Origin of the sequence: Corallococcus sp. bb12-1, from assembly GCF_026626765.1 — a bacterium.
GTDB lineage: Bacteria > Myxococcota > Myxococcia > Myxococcales > Myxococcaceae > Corallococcus > Corallococcus terminator.
Genome location: NZ_JAPNJZ010000002.1, coordinates 60,261 through 76,849 on the forward strand (window position 1 = coordinate 60,261; position 16,589 = coordinate 76,849).

Here is a 16,589-nt window from a genome sequence, read left to right on the forward strand (position 1 = left end):
TCAGGCTTCCTCGTCGGGCAGGAGCGTGAGGAGAAGCTCGTCGTCGGGGCCGAGCGGACGCCAGCCAGCAGGAGGGGGATTGGCGAGGAGCGCATCACCAGCCCTATCAACGCGCTTCTGATGGGTTTCTGGGGTGAAGGAATACCAACCTGCAAGTGCGCGCGCGACCTTGAAGCGGTTCCCGTCATCCATCACGGCCGGCCAACCGTTTGGGAGATGCGAACACAGTTCGCGCACGAGCTGCCCGCGCACCAGGCGTGTGACCTGATGGCTGCGCTCCGCTTCGGCTACCAGTCCGCTGAACACCTGCACTCCGGCGACATCGTCCGGACCAAGCTCCTCGGCCAGCGCCAGAAGCGACGCGGTGGGGCGTGCCTCGACAAAGGCGGTAAGCGAATCGTAACCGCGCTCCCGGACGCGCTCATACAGGCGGGCCTTCCAGTTCCCCTGCCACGAACGCCCGTCGGTCATCGGCTTCCCCCTTTGTTGAAGTTCTGCGAGACGAAGTGGCGACGTCGCAACGTGGCGCTCCGCCTCGCCAATTGGCGGGACCACCGCTTCCGGTCAGGCTTCCTCGTCGGGAAGGAGCGTCCGGAGCAGTTCGTCGTCAGGACCGAGCGGACGCCAGCCAGCAGGGGGCGGATTGGCGAGGAGCGACGTCCTGCATTGGCGTGCGCGCTCCTTATGAGTGTCTGGGGTATAGGCAATCCAGGGGCCAAGTGCCTTAGCAACCTTGAAGCGGTTGTCGTCATCCAACACGGCCGGCCAACCCTCAGGGATGCTCCCCCACAGCTCGCGCACAAGTTGTCCACGTACCAAGCGGGTCACTTGCTTGCTTCGCACCGCTTCAGCCACCAATCCATCGTACACCTGAATTCCGGCAACGTCGTCTGGACCAAGCTCCTCGGCCAGCACCACCAACGATGCGGTGGGTCGGGCCTCGGCAAAAGCCGTCAGTGAGTCGTAGCCCCGTTCGCGGACGCGCTCATACAAGCGGGCCTTCCAGTTCTCCCGCCATGAACGTCCGTCGATCATCGGCTCCTCCCTTGCGTGAACGTGATTGGAACTCTGTAGACCTTCATACGCTCCACGACGATGTCCAGGACCTGATTCCGCGTCAACCTCCGACCTGCCGTGATCTCAGCTTCGTGCAGAGCCTCCATGATCATCCGGTTCCACTCACCGGGCCACATGCGCCCCAGCTTCCAGTTCCCTCCACCGTGAATCGCTTCGTGGTGGGCCTGCTCCAACCGGACACAGAACTGGTCGATGTCCATGTCACCCATGAAGCCGCGCCGCTCGAACCACTCGCGGTGCTCTTGCGGTAGCACATGGTGCTTTGGGGCGTCCGACATGCCCGCCCCCGCCCTGCCCGTCACCTGCATGCCGCGCACTTCGGGGCCGTCCCCCAGCGCGTCGCGCACGCCCTTGGGTAGGTCCTGATGAGCCTGGGCCATCGTGACCTGTCCGCCCTGAATGAGGACGGCCGCGCCGACGGCGGGCACGGAGATGACGCCCGCCTGCACGAGCCTTCGCATCATCTCCACCCACTCGGCGGAGACCACCATCCGCGAGCCCACCATGACTCTGCCCGAACTCATCACGAGGCCCACGCCAGGCGTCACAGGGGCCGAGGGCGGCACGCGTGGCATGGCCATCTTCATCGTGGAGATCATCGTGACCATCTCCACCGCCTGCATCGCCGCGATGACCTGCCCGCCAAGCTTCAGGGTCTCGCGGGTTTCCCGCTGGAGCGTGTCGAATTCACGCGTCAGCTTCCCCATCAGCTCGGGCATCGCGGTGGTCGCCGCCTCCACCCGCTCCGGGTCCAGTGAGGCGAGGTCCGTCAGCGTGGGCTCCATCAGCCCCTGCACGCGATGAAGATCCACGAAGAGCTTCTCGGCGCTGCACATGGGGCAGTGACGGAGCACGGCGTCCGCGAGGTGCAGGAAGTCCACCCAGGTGGCCAGCAGGAGGGCCCCGAACCAAGCCGCCTGGAGCTTCGGCCCCGTCATGCGCAGCAGGCCCAGTTCCATGTCCGTGTCGCCGACTTCCGAGGCCACCTCCGTCAACACGGTGGCGCTCCCAAGCACGGCATGAAGCCACGTCACCTGCTTGGAGCCCTGGTCAAGGTAGCGCGTGAAGACGCCGGTGAGGCTCCAGCCCCAAAGGTCTGGAGAACGGGCCGTCAGCTTGGTGAAGGCGGCCTCGACGCCGCGCAAGGAGCCCTTCACCTCTTTCGTCGCGTCGAGGACTGCCTGCCGTGTCAGTGCTGCGCTCCGGGCCTCGCCCCCAGCGGCTGCCTCCCTGCCGACGTCTCCCACGGATGTCACGTCGTCACGCGGCTGCTGGCGGCGCAGGAGCCGTTGCTCAGACCCGGAAAGGACACGTGGGAGAGCGCTCCAAGCGCGCGGGGGCTCATCGTTCGGAGCCTCCACCCACGCGGGCGAGGAGTCCTCTCGCGGCGCATAGCTCAAGCTTCGGCCACGCCCAGACACCTGCGACACGGAGGCGCATCCCGTGGCCAGCAGCACCAGGGCCAGCACCAGGGCGTCAGCGCGCATCGTCCACCCCCAGGCCCACCGAGGCGAACGTCCCCGGCAGCAGCGTCCCCTCCGGCGTGGGGAACAGCAGCGTGCCACCTGTCCCCATCGCGTAGAGCTTCCCGCCCAGCAATCGCCAGCGGACTTCCGCGGCCCCCAGGTAGCGCGCTCCGGGCTGGCCCATGCCCACCCCAAGTCCCTTCAACGCCACTTCGAGGTTGCGCGCGAAGAGCTGCATCGACACACGCCCATCCACGTCGAAGCGGCCCCAGGAGAAGGCTTCCGCACCCAGCGACAGCTTCAAGTGCCTGGAGAGGCCGCCGTAGCGGACCGCGTCCCAGCCCACCTCCGCTTCGCCATAGGCCGAGTACCCGTCCGGGAAGTGGGCCTCCGCCAGTGGCACTCCCTCCAGCCCTGCCGCCTTGAAGCGCGCCAGTTCGTAGTCCGGGCCGAAGTAGCCCTGTCGGAAGCCACCGTGCTGCCTGCGCACCTCCAAGCGCAGCCGCAGGTCCAGTGTGGGAGTCACTGCATCCGCGCCCACGCCCACTACCGCCCCCCACGCGCCGCCCGCACCGGGCCGTCCGCCCCAACCGGCAAGCAGGTGGGCCTCGAAGTCCGGCCGCACCACCACCACGGCGGTGCCGTCCAGGTGCGCCAGCGTCACCGGGGGCGCGCGACCTCCAGCCTTCCCCCAGTCATGCACGGCGGAAAGTGCCAGCGTGTAGCGGTCTGGTTCGCGGGGCTGGCCGAAGAAGACGTGCTCCAGGTCCAGCACGACTTCCGCCCCCATGAGGCGCGCGCCCAGTACGTCCGAGGCGAACGCCTGCGTGTAGAGGGGGCCCAGCGTGCCGGTGAGGAAGCCTCCCGCTGGGTGGTAGTCAGGATTGCTTCGGTTGGAATAGCGCCGCACGAGGTGCGCGGACAGCAGGCTGTAGGACTCCAGCGTTCCGAACCAGACGCCCACGGGCGCGGTGTTCGAGCCCAGCTTGAGGCCGCGCACCACCTGCCCCCAGTCCGAGAGGCTGTCCCAGTCCTCGCGCCGCACGAGGCCCGCGCCACCCCACGCTCGCAACCGAACCGGAGCGCCGAGGTTGAGCCCGAACTCCGAACCACCATCCAGGATGAGCGTGGGTTCCAGTTGGACGAAGCCCTCGGCCTCACCGCCACTTGAGCGCGGAAGAAGCGCGAGAGGCGCCGCCTCCAGCCGTGCCAGTGAAGACCAGGAACTGGGCGGCTCCTTGGGGACCGAAGCCTCGAAGTCATGCGACGCCGTGGCCGCTCCTTGCATGGAAAGGAGCCCCAGCCACAGCACCGCCCACCGGCGGTTGCCCATTGCTCGCGCCTCCTGACTGCACTCCGGTGCGGCGTGCAGAACCCCGTCATACCCGCCGAGTCCGACAAGCCGATTGGATCCGGAAGGAACATGCCCCGAGGGCGTCGTAGAGGTGCCGCCCCGTGACGAACTCCAGCAGCGTCAGCCCCAGGGAGAAAAGGTCCGCTCGCGCATCCACCGCGTCGCCCATCAGTGCTTCGGGCGCGACATAGAGGACTTCGCCTTGGGGCCGGGGAAAAGACGTCGCCACGCGGCCCGTCAACCGGGAGAGGGCCACGCCGAAGTCCGTCATCCGCACCTCACCGCGTGGCCCCAGGCGGATGTGTCCCGGGTTGACGTCGCGGTTGACGATGCCCAGCGGCAGGCCCGCTTCATCCGTGCGCGTGTGCGCGCAGTCCAGTGCCGCCGCGACCTCAACAAGGGTTCCACCCTGCTCCGCAAACGGCAGATTCTGGCGGATCACCTCCTGCCGTTCTTCGGAGCCATTGCGCTGGATGCCATTGGCCTCGCGAAGGTCGAGGACTTCAAGGCCGCCATGCGCAAGAAGCACTCGGGCGCGCGGGCACGGAAGGAAGCCCCCTCGCGGGCGGCCCTCCGCTTGCGCAAGGGCTCTGGGCCACCAACACCGGCAGCCACCTCGCCATGCGCGGTGTCCCGCTCAAGGTCATCCAGGAGCTGATGGGCCACGCCACCCTCGAAATGACGATGCGGTACGCCCACCTCTCCCCGGAAACGAAGGAGCGCGCCGTCCAACAAATCGACGCGCCCGCTTCGCAGCATCGCGCCGCTCTGGCCTGACCGCGCCAGAGGGGCACATTGGGGGCACATGACAGTCCCCCACCAACGCAGCACCCCGGCAAGCCGTTGAGATTGCTGGCCTTGGGACAGCAGCAGCTACTGGATCGCGAAGATGAGCGTCACCTTCGCCTGCACCGTCTGCTCTTCCGGATTGATGGGCGTGGTGGGCGCGGAGCGCGACTCGGCCATGTCCATGGCGAAGGTGGCCGGGTACAGGCGCGGCGCTTCGGTCACCGTGCTCGCGTCCAACACCGCGCCCAGCTTCACGTTGAGCGCCGTGGCCAGCACCTCCGCTGACTTGCGCGCTCGCGCCACCGCCTGCCGCAGCGCCTCTGCCTGCACCGCGTCCTCGCGGCTCAGCCCGAAGCGCACCGAGTCCACCCGGTTCGCTCCCGCCGCGAGCGCCTTGTCCAACAGCCCGCCCACCTTCGTCAGGTCGGTCACGTGGACGCTGACCAGGTTGCTCACCCGGTAGCCCTTGAGCTTCGGCTCCCCACCCTGCGGCGGAGCCGGCGTGTATTCGGGATAGACATTGTAGTTGCGCGTCTGGAGATCCCGCTTCGCGATGCCCGCGGACGTCAGCGCCGCCAACACCTTCTCCATCCGCTTCGCGTTCTCTTCGCCCGCCGCCTTCGCGTTCGGCGCGGACGTCTCCACCGCCACGTCGATGAATGCCTCGTCCGGTTGCGCCTTCACCTCGCCCGTGCCCTCCACGCGCAGCGTGCGCACCTGAGGATCCACCGGGGGACGCGCCTGGGGCGAACCGGGCGTCTGCGACTGCGCGGCGGCGGTGAAGCCCGCGAGCACCACCAACGTCGACAACATCCTGCGAACCATGGACATGGCGCCTCCTTCCAAAGGCTGGGGACCTTCTTCGCCTCTAGCGCGAAAGCCCCTCATGCCTCCAGGACGGCCCGGGCCCGGCGGACATTCACCGGGCCCGCGACGTCCTGCGCCAGACGGTCACTCAGTGCGGCAGCGACTCGCCCGCGGAGTCCATCGTCATGGTGGGCTCCAGCTTGCGCGCCGGACGCCGCGTGGCCTTGCGCACCTGCGTCTCCGCCTTGCGCCGCGCCGTGCGCAGCGCGTCCCGGCCCATGTCCATCACCGCGGACACCGCGCCCGCCAGCAGGTTGCCCGGCGGCGTGTCCGGCGCGGCCGGGTGCGGGTGTGTGGGCGCCGCCCGCTTCGCCAGCCCCAGCGCCTCGCCCACCTGCCGCAGCTCCTGCGGCTTGAAGGTCTTCTTCACCTCCGGGAACAGGTACTGCTCCTCCTCGGTGACGTGGGCGCGCACGTTCTCCATCAGCACGTGCATCTTCGCGTCGAAGCGCTCCGCCTCCGGCGGCATCGTGTCCAGCTCCGACAGGAGCCACTTCACGACGTGGTGCTCCTCCAGCGCGCGCAGCACGTCCGCGGAGAGGTCCTCCGCCCGCGCTCGCACCGCCGGGTAGAAGACCTGCTCCTCGATGGCCGCGTGCACCGACAGCTCGCGCACGATGTCGTCCACCAGCTTGCGCTTGTGCGCCAGCGCGTGGTCGCCCGCCTTCTCGAACTTGCGGAACAACTGCTCCACCGTCTTGTGGTCCGCCTTCAGCAGCATGATGGCATCCATCGGCTGTCTCCCTTCCAGCAACGGGGGCCCGCGCCTCCCCCTCCCGAATGCGCAGGAGTCCCTCTCCCTGGCGCAGCGCGGCACGTTCCGAATGGTGGGGATGAATTCCCGCCCGTGCCCACCCGCGCTTCCTCGCCCCCCGCGTCCGCACGGTGGGCAGGCAGACAGGCGGCGGTTGTCCGCAAAGCGTCAGCAAGGCCGTCCCCGCGCCCACTGCTCGGGCCCCGGGCCCATGGCCACCGTGCCCGACGCCGGAAGGACCGGCTGGCCTTGCGTGGGCGGCGGGTCGGGGAACAGGGGCATACCGTGACGACGAAGACGCTGCGCTTGCGGGTGGCGCGCATCACCCCCGTGGCCGAGGGCATCCGGTCCTTCGAGCTGGTTTCCAGGGACGGCCGCGCGCTGCCCGACTTCGAGGCGGGCGCCCACCTGGATGTCCAGGTGCCGACGCTGAACGGCATGCGGCAGTACTCCCTGTGCAACGACCCGGGCGAAACGCACCGCTACGTCATCGCCGTGCAGCGCGATGCGAACGGACGGGGGGGTTCACGGGCCATGCACGACCACGTCCACATGGGCGACACGCTCACCGTGAGCGAGCCCGTCAACGACTTCCCCCTCCTCTACGCCCGCAGCTACGTGCTCATCGCGGGCGGCATCGGCATCACCCCGCTGCTGTCCATGGCCCGATTGCTGGAGCGCACCGGCGCGGAGTGGGTGCTGCACTACTGCGCTCGCGACGCGGGCCGGACCGCCTTCCGGGAGCTGTTGACCTCGCCCTCCTTCGCGGGCCGCGTGCACCTGCACCATGACGGGGGCGACCCGGCGAAGGGCCTGGACGTGCGCGCGCTGCTGTCCACGCGCGGTCCGGGCACGCGGCTGTACTGCTGCGGTCCGTCGGGCCTGATGAAGGCCGTGCGCGAGGCAGCCCTCCTGAACCGGTGGCCCTGGGAGAAGGTCCACTTCGAGGCCTTCACCGCCGAGGGCACCTCCGCCACCCACGCGACGCCGGAGGAGGACTTCGAGGTGACCCTGCGCAGCACCGGCCAGGTCCTGCGCATCCCCGCGGGCAAGAGCGTGCTCAACGTGCTGCGCACCCACGGGGTGAAGGTGGAGAGCGACTGCGAGGCCGGCTCCTGCGGCACCTGCCTCACCCGCGTGTGCGAGGGCACCCCCGAACACCGCGATACATTCTTCCAGACGGAGCCCGCGGGCGAGGCTCGCATGCTCGTCTGCGTCTCTCGCGCACGTTCCAAGCGGCTGGTGCTGGACCTGTAGTAGGAGCACGGGCCGGGACGCTCTCGCGTTGGAGCGCCTTGCGTCACGTGGGCGGACTGACGTCTTCCCCGCGCGCACACGAAAGAGACCGATGAGCGACGGGGCGTTGTTCTCCATGGAGACCATTCCCACCGAGGCCCGGTATCAGGGCCGGCTGTGGGTGGCGGATCTGCTGGACCTCACGGGTTCGATCATCGTGGGCTGGGGCGCGGTGCGCGCGGCGGAGCAGCTGTCCACCGCGGGCGCACTAGCGCTCGCGGGTGCCGTGGCGTGGTTCGTCCTGTCCGCCGTGGGCGGGCTGACGGGCCGCACCCCGGGCCGCCACTTCCTGGGCCTGAAGCTGGAGCGCGAAGGCGGGCGCGCGCCGGGGCCAGGCACGGGGCTCTTGCGAGGTCTCACCGCGCCGGTGGAGCTGCTGCTCCAGGTGGTGCTGCAACAGCGGCCGCTGGACGCGCGCCTGGGGGTGCACGCGGTCGCGATCGCGGGTGGGGCTCGCGGGTGGTTCCGGGCCCTGGCGCCACAGCTCATCGGGGTGGCGCTGCTCGCGGGCGCGGTGTGGAGCATCGTCACGCCCACCCGGCAGGAGATGCTCCAGTACCTGGACCACACGCTGACGGGTTGGCACTGCTGCCACGGCACGCGCGATGTCACGTGGCAGTGCCGCACGTCCATGTCCCGCGCGGTGCGCAACGCGAAGGGAGGCGACGCGGAGGTGGCGGGCTTCCTGCGCGCGGAGTGCCCCGTGGGGGCCGCGCGACTAGGGCCCTGAGCGACACGAGCCGGAGGCTCTTCAACAGGGGAGCGTCCGGACCTAATCGTCCAGCACGAAGTCCCCCTGACCTTCCTTGCAGATGACCCGCACCACACGCAGGGGCACCTCGGGCGCGCTGGAATTCACATTGAAGTAGGGCTTGCCCGTCTTCACAATGTGCTTCCCGTAGACACCGAGCGACTTCATCCCCGCCTGCTGGCGCCTGTAGAGGGTGATGCTGCAATCCGACCAGCCGATGATGTCCTCGTTGATGATGGTGAGGGTCCGCATGATGTTGAAGCCCAGCAGACCGTCCGCCGTCGCGGAGCCCAACAACCTGCGCGGCGCCGTGGGCTTCTCCTCGGGCACCGGCTGCACGACAGGCGCGGGCATCACGGGCGTGGACGGGCGCTTGTCGAGCACCACGTAGCGCGTGCCCTTCGCCGCGTCCGCTTCTTCGTCCAACCGCACGGTGAACTGATCCCGATTGGGGTGGCGGACGACCTCCACACGGGCTGAGCCCAGCAGCGGGCGCTTGTTGGAGCCTCGAGCCACCGGAGCCCCCACCACCTGCAACACCGCCCCACTGTTGAGCCCAGGCCACGCATCCACCTTCACCACGCGCTGGCCTCCCGACGTTTCATCGATGGGCGCCACCTTCGTGTTCACGGTCACCAAGGACGGAGTCTTCCGCGTCGTCTTCGACGCCGACGCCACCTTCACGTCCGGACGCTTGCTGGGAACCTCCACCGGAGAGGGCTCCACGCCCGCGTCCGGCACCCCGTTCTCCGCGACGACGGGTGCCACGTCCGGAGGCGGCGTCACTTCCGGGGGCGGCGTCACCACCGGCGACGGCTCGGGCGCCGCCACCACAGCAGGCTCCGTCGGGGTGACAGGCGTCGGCGGCGCGACGGCCGTGGCCGGCGTGTTCGCGTGAATCACATACGTGGTGATGCCCACGGTGATGCCCACCAGCAGCAGCGCGGCCATGGCGATCTGCGCCAGCGGCCGGCGACGCTCCGGCTTCTCCAACGCCTTTTCGGAAGAGGCACCCGCCACCGCCGCAGCAGCCTGGAGATCCGACACGCGGTGCACCGCGGTGGCGCCCAGCGCGGTCTCGTCCAGCGCTTCACCACTCCGGGCCACGCCCCCGGAGCCCCTCGTGCTCGGAGCCGGAACCGCCCCACCGGAGACGAACGTCCCCGAGGGCCCTCGCGTCAGCTCCGGTTCGATGCGCCCGGTGTCCCGCCGCACGGCCGCGTCGCCGGACGTCCTCACCGCCGTGGCCTGGAAGGCCGCTCCCGACTCCGGACCTGCCCCAGGCTCGCCATACATGCCGGTGCCGGAGCCGGAGCCTGAACGCGCGACGGGCGGCGGCGTGCGGCGCTCCCCCGCGACGTTGGACGCCAGCTTGCGCTGCTCCGCGAAGGCCTCCGGGCACAGGGCGCGCACGAACTCGCCCACCTCCTCCGCCCCCATCGCCGCCCCGGTGCGCAGCAGCTCCGCGTTGAGCGCGCGACCGAAGTCGTCCGCCCGCAGGTAGCGCTCCGCCGGCACGGGCGCGAGCGCACGGCGCAACACCGCCTCCAACGACGGGTCCAGGTCCGGCCGGAGCTCCGCCAGCGACGGCACCACCGGATTCGACATGGCCGCCATCATCTCGCCCACGGTGCCGTGGGGAACCAGCCCACGCCCCGCCAGCATCTCCCACACCACCACCGCGCAGGAGTAGATGTCGCTGCGGTGGTCCAGGGGCTCGGCGCGCACCTGCTCCGGGGACATGTAGCCCAGCTTCCCCATCACCGTGGCCGGCAGCGTGTACTTGCTGCGCGCGGTGGACTTCGCGAGGCCGAAGTCGATGACCTTCACCTCGCCCTCGTACGACACCATCACGTTGTGCGGGGACACGTCCCGGTGGACGATGCCCAGGGGGTCTCCCTCCGGCCCCGTCTTGCGGTGCGCGTACCCCAGGCCCTCCGCCATGCGCTGCCCGATGTAGAGCGCCACCGGCGCCGGCACCGCCCGCCCCTGCACCCGCGCCTGCTCCAGCAGGTACCCCAGGTCCACGCCCGCCACGTACTCCAGGGCCATGTAGTAGGTGCCGTCCGCCTCGCCCATGTCGTACACCTGGGCGATGGAGGAGTGCACCAGGTGCACCAGCACCTTGGCCTCGTGGTGGAACCGGTCCAGGAACTGCCGGTCCTTCACCAGCGCCGGCAGGATGGTCTTCACGATGCAGGGCTTTTCGAAGCCCGCCGCCCCGGTCAGCTTCGCCAGGTACACCTCTCCCATGCCGCCCTGGCCCAGGAGATGGACGAGCTCGTAGCGCCCGAAAAACCGAGGGGACTCTGGGGGTGCGGTGCTCATGGCGTCGATGTGGGAGCGCAGCACGGACTCCCCCATGGAATCAAGCCGCGCGCCCCGCTTCACCCCTTCTTCTCAAACCCCAGACACCGCGCGCCAGCAAAAGAGAAAGTCCCGGAGCAAACGGAAAACCCGACGGCGTGTTCCTCCTGACAACAGCCGGGGTGTGAACCCGAGCACGTCCGGGGCCCCGTGCCCCCCGGAACGTTGCGACTCCTTCCCCAGATGCGTTCCCTGGAGTGCGGACCGCCTCCTTCCCCCGGGAGGGTGGCTGGCACCTCCTGGCCTCCCGGCCGGTGGGAGGCCTCTCGCGAGGTCGTCGTCCTGGAAGGAGTCGCGTCATGAAGCGATGGGGATTCGTCGGGTTGCTGGCGCTGATGGCATGTGGGCCGGAGTCGCCCACGCAGGGTCTTGCACGGGGGCAGGCCTGCCCGGGCGTCGTCGTAGGAGAGGCGACCAGCCGCCAGGGCCTGGACGCGACACTGCCTTCCCGGGGGCAGAGCAACGGACGCATGCCGGTCATCATCCGCTTCCACCGGGGCAGCCAGACACGGGCCTCGCACGTCACCTCGGCCGGCGCCAACCTGACGCGAGGCACGGGCGCGAAGGTGAGCGCCGTCTTCCGCAACATCCCCGCGGTGGCCGCGCGCGTGACGCCCCTGGAGCGGCTGCTGCTGGAAAAGAGCGAGCTGGTGGAGAGCATCGAGGAGGATCAACGCTGGTCCTCGCAGGGCCTGCCGCCCGCGCTGACACTCCCCGTGAGGGCGTCCGCGCCAAGCGCCTCGCCGTCCAACGAATACTCCGAAGGGCTGCGCCTGGTGCAGGCACCGGAGGTGTGGGACGCGGACGGGGACGGCGTGCTGGACCCGGGCGCCCCCACCGGCGAGGGCGTGCGGGTGTGCGTCATCGACAGCGGACTGGACCTGGACCATCCGGAGTTCCAGGGCGCCGTGGTGGGCAGCCACGACTTCCTGGAGGACGACGACGACGCGACCGACAAGAGCAACCAGGGCGAGTGGGGCCAGGGCCACGGCACGCACGTGGCAGGCATCATCGGCGCCCGGCTGGGACAGGGCGGCATCGCGGGCCCGAGGCCAGGCACCGGCGACATGGTGGGCGTGGCCCCCGGGGCCTCGCTGCTCATCGCGCGCGTGTTGGATCCGCAGGGCTACACGCAGATGAGCTACGTGTTCTCCGCGCTGGAGTGGTGCGAATCCCAGGGCGCGCGCATCGTGTCGCTGTCGCTGGGCGGGGGCTCGCCCACGCGCAATTCGGTGGAGGTGTTCAAGGCGGCGCTGGACCACGGGATGCTGGTGGTGGCGGCCGCGGGCAACCAGGGCGGCCCGGTGGTGTACCCGGCGTCGGACCCTTCCGTGCTCGCGGTGGGCGCGGTGGACGCGGACGAGCGACGCGCGAGCTTCTCCAGCATGGGCAATGCCCTGGGGCTGATGGCGCCCGGCGTGGACGTGCTGTCCACCTTCCCCCGAGGCCTGGGCACCTTCGCGGAGATGTCCGTGAACGACATGATCCCCATGTCGCGCTCGCTCCTGTATTCACCCACGGGCAACGCACTGGGACGGCTGGTGGACTGCGGCCTGGGGGATTCCCTGGACTCGTGCGAGGGCGCCACCTGTGACGGTTTCGTGGCCTACGTGCACCCGGGCGCGGTGCCTGTCGACCAGGCCATGTCCAACGTGATGATGCAGGGCGCGCGCGCGGTCATCTTCGGCAACGAGGACGCCCCCGCGGGCGGCGCGGCGGCCATCCTCTCCCTGCCCCGCCGCGGACGCTGGGCGCCCGCCGTCAGCGTCAACCAGGCCACCGGCACCATGCTGCGCCAGCGCCTGGGCACCTTCGCGCGGCTGAGCCTGGTCCCGGTGGACTACGCCTACCTGTCCGGCACCTCCATGTCCGCGCCCTTCGTGAGCGGCGTGGCGGCACTTCTCTGGAGCGCCCATCCCACGCTCACGCCCCAGCAGGTGCGCGAAACGCTGGAGGCCTCCGCGCGCGACCTGGGCACGCCCGGCAAAGACCCCGTGTTCGGTCACGGACTGGTGCGCGCGCGTGACGCTTTACAGCGTGTCCCGTGAAGCCGGTTTCTCATTCCCTGGGACTCGGGAGGACAGTGTTGATCAACGGAAATCCACTCCAGGAATGCAATCGCGAATGCACCTCCGCGTGGAATGAAGGCGCGGCGCGATTGTACGTGGCGCGCGCGAATGGCTTGTCTGGAAGACAGCCCGTCAGCGCGAAAACCCTTTCATTCTTGAATTGAGGATCTCCATGTTTCGAATTGCTGTTGCCGCCTTCGTCCTTGCCGTGACCGGTTGCGCCTCGTCGTCGAGCGGCGTGGCGGCTGGAGGGCGCGGGGGCAACGCCACGGTCACCGGCAGCATCGCGTACCCGGAGAGCGGGCTGCAGGGAGCCCCGTGCTCGTCGGTCAGCGTGAAGGTGACCGAGGGAAACTCCGCCGCGCTGGGTTCGGGCGAGGTGAAGCAGAGCCGCAAGAACACCTGCAGCTACACCGTGGGAAACCTGCCGGACGGCGCGGACCTGAAGGTGGAGCTGATGGTGGACGCGGGCCTGAAGTGCGCCAGCGGCGCGGCCCCCACGGCCAGCCCGGAGCCCACGACGGTGAACATCGGCCGCTTCGGCGCGAAGGTCATCAGCTACAAGCTCGCCTGCGGGTAGCCTCCGGGCACCGGAAGGCCTGAGCATGAAGGACGGGGATGCGCCAGGGAGGGGCGTCCCCGATTTCGCGAGAATGGCAGGAGAGCCTGCGAGTGGGTTCTTCCGGGGACCATTGATTGCCGAACACAAGGGCGCGAAACTCTTGCGGCCCATGTCCCTGTTCCGTCTGCGTACCGCCGTGCTCGCCCTGGCCCTCCTGGGGACGGGTTGCGAATCCGAAGCCCCCTTTCCCACCGAGGACGAGCTCGACCAACTGAGCACGTTGCACACGCCGAGCGTGAAGCCGGAGGTGGACCCCACGAACAAGTTCGGGGACAACGCCGCCGCCGCGACGCTGGGCCACCGGCTGTTCGAGGACAAAGGACTGTCGCGCTGCGGGGCGGTGTCCTGCCGCGACTGCCACCAGGGGGACAGCTACACGGTGGAGACGGCCACGGCGGAGGGCTGCGGAGGCCAGCGCACGGAGCGCAATCCGCCCAGCCTGCTGAACACGGGCTACAACCGCTGGTTCATGTGGGATGGGCGGGCGGACCGGCTCTGGTCGCAGGCGGTGCTGCCGCTGACGAACCCGGTGGAGATGGACTCGGACGCCAGCGTGGTGCGCGCGCGGCTGGTGGCGGACCCGACGTACGTGTCGGCGTACTCGCAGCTGTTCGGCACGGCGCCCGGGGACGAGTCGGACGGGGACCGGCTGATGGCCAACGTGGGCAAGGTGCTGGCGGCGTACCAGCGCACGCTCAACCGGACGGATTCGCCCTTCGACGCGGACGTGCGGCGCTTCCTCCAGGCGGTGGAGGCGGGCACGCAGGAGCAGGACCCGGCGTACCTGGGCCTGAAGACCTTCGTGCGCAAGGGCCAGTGCGTGGTGTGCCACAAGGGCCGGATGCTGTCGGACGACAAGTTCCACAACCTGGGCCTGACGGACACGGGCGCCGGCAAGCGCGGCCAGGCGGACGTGGTGGATTCGCTCCTGTCCTGGAAGTTCAACGCCGCGGGCCTCTTCAGCGACGCGCCCACGGGCCTGGACGCGGCGCGGCTGCCCACGCTGCGCGCGCAGGCGCAGGGCAAGCCGGACGAAGTGGTGGGCGCCTTCCGCACGCCGACGCTGCGCAACGTGGCGCTGAGCGCGCCATACATGCACACCGGCGCGGAGAAGACGCTGGAGGAAGTCGTCGACTTCTACAACGAGGGCGGCGACCCGGCCGGCACGTTCCCCGGCGTGCGCACGGTGACCATCGTCAAGCTGGACCTGAGCAACGAGGAGAAGCAGGCGCTGGTGACGCTGCTCAAGTCCATGACGGGCGCGGTGCGCTGAGTTCAGCGCACCAGGTGGAAGGTCGTCTGACGCTGGAAGGCCCAGTGCACGGTGCCTTCCGCGTCCAACACCACGTCCTCCTCCTGGGCGGAGCGCACGGGCTGGCCGTTCCACTCCGGGACGGGGCTCGTGGCCTGCAACTCGATGGAGAACCAGGTGGACGGAATCACGCGGTGCTCGCCGTTGCCGGGCACGCCCTCCTGCCGGTCCCACATGCCAATCATCGGGCCGGCGCCATGGCCATGCAGGCCGATGGGGTGTGAGTACACGGTGCCGTCGATGCCCTCCGCCTTCATTCGCGCGAGCGAGGCGCGCAGCACCTCATTGCCGGTGCGGCCCGGCTTGAGTTCCCCGGTGACGATGTCCTGGAGCCGGTTGGATGCCTTGAGCGCGGCCTTCAGGCCCTCGGGGACGTCCTTCTCGCCTTCGCGCAGCACGTAGCCCATGTGCTGGGTGTCGGTGTTGAGGCGCAGCGCGGTGATGCCGTAGTCGCAGTGGAGCACGTCGCCGCGCTGGATGACGGGGCTGTCGCCGAGCTGCTCCTCGGTGGCGCCCTTGCGCTGCACGTCCACGTCGGGCTGGAACCAGGTGTCCAGGCCCTGGTCGGCCAGGCGCTGGCGCATCCACCACTCCACGTCCTTGGTGGTGGTGACGCCGGGGGTGATGACGGCGTTGGAGAAGGCGGTCTGGATGATGTTCCAGGCGTGCTTCGTGAGGTCCTCGTAGAAGCGGACCTCGTCGGCGCTCCGCCAGCCGAGCACGTCCAGGGGCAGGCCGCCCGCGGGCTTGAAGCGCTTCACCCAGGCGGGGCCCAGGGCCTGGGCCATGCCTTCGTATTCGCCGTGGGTGAGTCCGTCGGCGAAGGCGATGGCGGGGGACACGTCGATGGCGATGGACTGGGGCTTGCGCTCCTCCACCACCTGCTTGAGCAGGGGCCACTGTTCGGGGCCCAGGAGTTCAGCGGGACGCTGGGCGCCGCCCCGGTCCACGAGCTGCGGCGCGCGCCGGGCCTCGTAGAGACCGCCCTGCGTGCTGCCGCCCAGGGCCAGCCGCTCCACGCCCTTGTCGCCGCCCCGGTCGAAGAAGACGTAGATGGTGCGGCGGCGGGCGGCGAAGGTGGTGGGGGCCACGAGCGCCTTGAAGACGGGGTCTTCGTTGTACTCGCGCATGGGGACGATCCACATCTGCACGCCGTGCTTGCGCATGAGCAGGGGCAGCGCGGTCTCCAGGCGTTCACGAAGCCAGGCCTGCTGGCGGTCCGCCTGTTCGCGCAGCGTGCCGAAGGGGCGCTCCGGCATGGCGGGCACGGACGCGGCGGCAGCGGGCGCGGCGGCGACAGCGGGGGCCGGAGCTTCGGTCTTCGCGGTCGGGACGGGCGCGGTGGCGCAGGCGGTGGAACAGACGAGCGGGACGACGAGCAGGTGTTTCCAGGAGCGCATGGGCGCGCAGTCTGTCACGCACGTCCACGAGGTGCGAAGAAAGACAGACGCCCTCCGGGACCCGGGTTGCCGGTCAGCCGTGAAAACCAGACACGCTGTGCTGGCTTCACGTTGAATCCGTGGAGCCTGGGGGTGTGGCGCGAGGGCTGACCTTGCGCAGTTCGTGGAAGTGCTCGCGGACGAAGCGCGCGGCGTTGAGCAGGGCGTCCACGGGACCGACGCCGACCATGCTGACGGTCAGGGGAACCGCGTGGCCGATGAGCACAGGGCAGTACCAGTCCCCATTTGAGTCCTGCGGAATGGGCACGGATCGGCCCAGCGTGACGCGCGAAACGTGCGGGCGTCCGTGGTCGTCCTCGAAGGACCAATAGTCGTCGGCCACGGGTTCGTCGATGGACATGTGTCGCGGGGGGCCGGAAGTCATGGACGGCAGCGTGCTCGCTTCAACGCGACGCTGTCCATTGC

At 69.6% G+C, this 16,589-nt stretch carries 16 protein-coding genes; 6 read left to right on the top strand and 10 right to left on the bottom strand.

All coding sequences use genetic code 11. The features are described from left to right. From OV208_RS06010 to OV208_RS06030, 5 genes are all read right to left on the bottom strand, one after another. Complete coding sequence (locus tag OV208_RS06010; protein ID WP_267572874.1) at window positions 1-471, bottom strand: NUDIX hydrolase; 471 nt, start codon at window positions 469-471, stop codon at window positions 1-3. Window positions 472-564: 93 nt separating this feature from the next. Then, window positions 565-1,035: an NUDIX hydrolase gene (locus OV208_RS06015; RefSeq protein ID WP_267572875.1), complete on the bottom strand. Its 471-nt coding sequence runs from the start codon at window positions 1,033-1,035 to the stop codon at window positions 565-567. After that, window positions 1,032-2,222 carry a DUF2380 domain-containing protein gene (locus tag OV208_RS06020; protein WP_267572876.1) on the bottom strand — a complete coding sequence of 397 codons (1,191 nt, stop codon included), beginning with the start codon at window positions 2,220-2,222 and terminating at the stop codon, window positions 1,032-1,034. Before OV208_RS06020 ends, OV208_RS06015 begins: the two co-directional genes overlap by 4 nt. A 331-nt stretch (window positions 2,223-2,553) precedes the next feature. Beyond that, window positions 2,554-3,876 (bottom strand): hypothetical protein, encoded by a 1,323-nt coding sequence (locus OV208_RS06025; RefSeq protein ID WP_267572877.1) that lies wholly within the window; start codon window positions 3,874-3,876, stop codon window positions 2,554-2,556. 46 nt (window positions 3,877-3,922) lie between these two features. Continuing rightward, window positions 3,923-4,339 carry a protein kinase domain-containing protein gene (locus OV208_RS06030; RefSeq protein ID WP_324291349.1) on the bottom strand — a complete coding sequence of 139 codons (417 nt, stop codon included), beginning with the start codon at window positions 4,337-4,339 and terminating at the stop codon, window positions 3,923-3,925. 179 nt (window positions 4,340-4,518) lie between these two features. On the opposite strand from OV208_RS06030, the gene OV208_RS06035 reads away from it, so the two are divergent. After that, window positions 4,519-4,674, top strand: coding sequence for a tyrosine-type recombinase/integrase (locus tag OV208_RS06035; protein WP_267572878.1), 156 nt, complete (start codon window positions 4,519-4,521; stop codon window positions 4,672-4,674). Between the two features lie 96 nt (window positions 4,675-4,770). On the opposite strand, the gene OV208_RS06040 is transcribed toward OV208_RS06035, so the two are convergent. Then, window positions 4,771-5,517, bottom strand: coding sequence for an SIMPL domain-containing protein (locus OV208_RS06040; protein WP_267572879.1), 747 nt, complete (start codon window positions 5,515-5,517; stop codon window positions 4,771-4,773). Window positions 5,518-5,641: 124 nt separating this feature from the next. After that, a complete protein-coding gene (locus OV208_RS06045; protein ID WP_267572880.1) occupies window positions 5,642-6,286 on the bottom strand; it encodes a hemerythrin domain-containing protein in 645 nt (214 codons plus the stop codon). 306 nt (window positions 6,287-6,592) lie between these two features. Between OV208_RS06045 and OV208_RS06050 the strand changes: the two genes are divergently transcribed. Further along, window positions 6,593-7,564 (top strand): PDR/VanB family oxidoreductase, encoded by a 972-nt coding sequence (locus OV208_RS06050; RefSeq protein WP_267572881.1) that lies wholly within the window; start codon window positions 6,593-6,595, stop codon window positions 7,562-7,564. 91 nt (window positions 7,565-7,655) lie between these two features. After that, complete coding sequence (locus OV208_RS06055; RefSeq protein ID WP_267572882.1) at window positions 7,656-8,333, top strand: RDD family protein; 678 nt, start codon at window positions 7,656-7,658, stop codon at window positions 8,331-8,333. Between the two features lie 42 nt (window positions 8,334-8,375). Here OV208_RS06055 and OV208_RS06060 read toward each other — a convergent pair whose 3' ends face one another. Continuing rightward, entirely contained in the window at window positions 8,376-10,706 is a 2,331-nt protein-coding gene (locus OV208_RS06060; RefSeq protein WP_267572883.1) for a serine/threonine protein kinase, read from the bottom strand. A 314-nt stretch (window positions 10,707-11,020) separates the two neighbouring features. Here OV208_RS06060 and OV208_RS06065 point away from each other — a divergent pair, with 314 nt between their 5' ends. The 3 genes from OV208_RS06065 (at window position 11,021) to OV208_RS06075 (ending at window position 14,685) form a co-directional block, all read left to right on the top strand. Beyond that, on the top strand, window positions 11,021-12,769 hold the full coding sequence (locus OV208_RS06065) for a S8 family serine peptidase (protein WP_267572884.1): 1,749 nt from the start codon (window positions 11,021-11,023) through the stop codon (window positions 12,767-12,769). Window positions 12,770-12,962: 193 nt separating this feature from the next. Beyond that, window positions 12,963-13,370: a hypothetical protein gene (locus OV208_RS06070; protein WP_267572885.1), complete on the top strand. Its 408-nt coding sequence runs from the start codon at window positions 12,963-12,965 to the stop codon at window positions 13,368-13,370. 151 nt (window positions 13,371-13,521) lie between these two features. Further along, window positions 13,522-14,685 carry a cytochrome-c peroxidase gene (locus tag OV208_RS06075; RefSeq protein ID WP_267572886.1) on the top strand — a complete coding sequence of 388 codons (1,164 nt, stop codon included), beginning with the start codon at window positions 13,522-13,524 and terminating at the stop codon, window positions 14,683-14,685. A 2-nt stretch (window positions 14,686-14,687) separates the two neighbouring features. Here OV208_RS06075 and OV208_RS06080 read toward each other — a convergent pair whose 3' ends face one another. Together OV208_RS06080 and OV208_RS06085 are read right to left on the bottom strand one after the other, a co-directional pair. Beyond that, window positions 14,688-16,124 (bottom strand): M24 family metallopeptidase, encoded by a 1,437-nt coding sequence (locus OV208_RS06080; RefSeq protein ID WP_267572887.1) that lies wholly within the window; start codon window positions 16,122-16,124, stop codon window positions 14,688-14,690. Between the two features lie 106 nt (window positions 16,125-16,230). Beyond that, complete coding sequence (locus OV208_RS06085) at window positions 16,231-16,548, bottom strand: hypothetical protein (protein WP_267572888.1); 318 nt, start codon at window positions 16,546-16,548, stop codon at window positions 16,231-16,233. Window positions 16,549-16,589: the final 41 nt, after the last annotated feature.

Coding starts and splice junctions, on each gene's coding strand:
- OV208_RS06010 (WP_267572874.1), bottom strand. CDS start 471: ATGACCGACGGGCGTTCGTGGCAGGGGAACTGGAAGGCCCGCCTGTAT.
- OV208_RS06015 (WP_267572875.1), bottom strand. CDS start 1,035: ATGATCGACGGACGTTCATGGCGGGAGAACTGGAAGGCCCGCTTGTAT.
- OV208_RS06025 (WP_267572877.1), bottom strand. CDS start 3,876: ATGGGCAACCGCCGGTGGGCGGTGCTGTGGCTGGGGCTCCTTTCCATG.
- OV208_RS06035 (WP_267572878.1), top strand. CDS start 4,519: ATGCGCGGTGTCCCGCTCAAGGTCATCCAGGAGCTGATGGGCCACGCC.
- OV208_RS06040 (WP_267572879.1), bottom strand. CDS start 5,517: ATGTCCATGGTTCGCAGGATGTTGTCGACGTTGGTGGTGCTCGCGGGC.
- OV208_RS06045 (WP_267572880.1), bottom strand. CDS start 6,286: ATGGATGCCATCATGCTGCTGAAGGCGGACCACAAGACGGTGGAGCAG.
- OV208_RS06055 (WP_267572882.1), top strand. CDS start 7,656: ATGAGCGACGGGGCGTTGTTCTCCATGGAGACCATTCCCACCGAGGCC.
- OV208_RS06065 (WP_267572884.1), top strand. CDS start 11,021: ATGAAGCGATGGGGATTCGTCGGGTTGCTGGCGCTGATGGCATGTGGG.
- OV208_RS06070 (WP_267572885.1), top strand. CDS start 12,963: ATGTTTCGAATTGCTGTTGCCGCCTTCGTCCTTGCCGTGACCGGTTGC.
- OV208_RS06075 (WP_267572886.1), top strand. CDS start 13,522: ATGTCCCTGTTCCGTCTGCGTACCGCCGTGCTCGCCCTGGCCCTCCTG.
- OV208_RS06080 (WP_267572887.1), bottom strand. CDS start 16,124: ATGCGCTCCTGGAAACACCTGCTCGTCGTCCCGCTCGTCTGTTCCACC.
- OV208_RS06085 (WP_267572888.1), bottom strand. CDS start 16,548: ATGACTTCCGGCCCCCCGCGACACATGTCCATCGACGAACCCGTGGCC.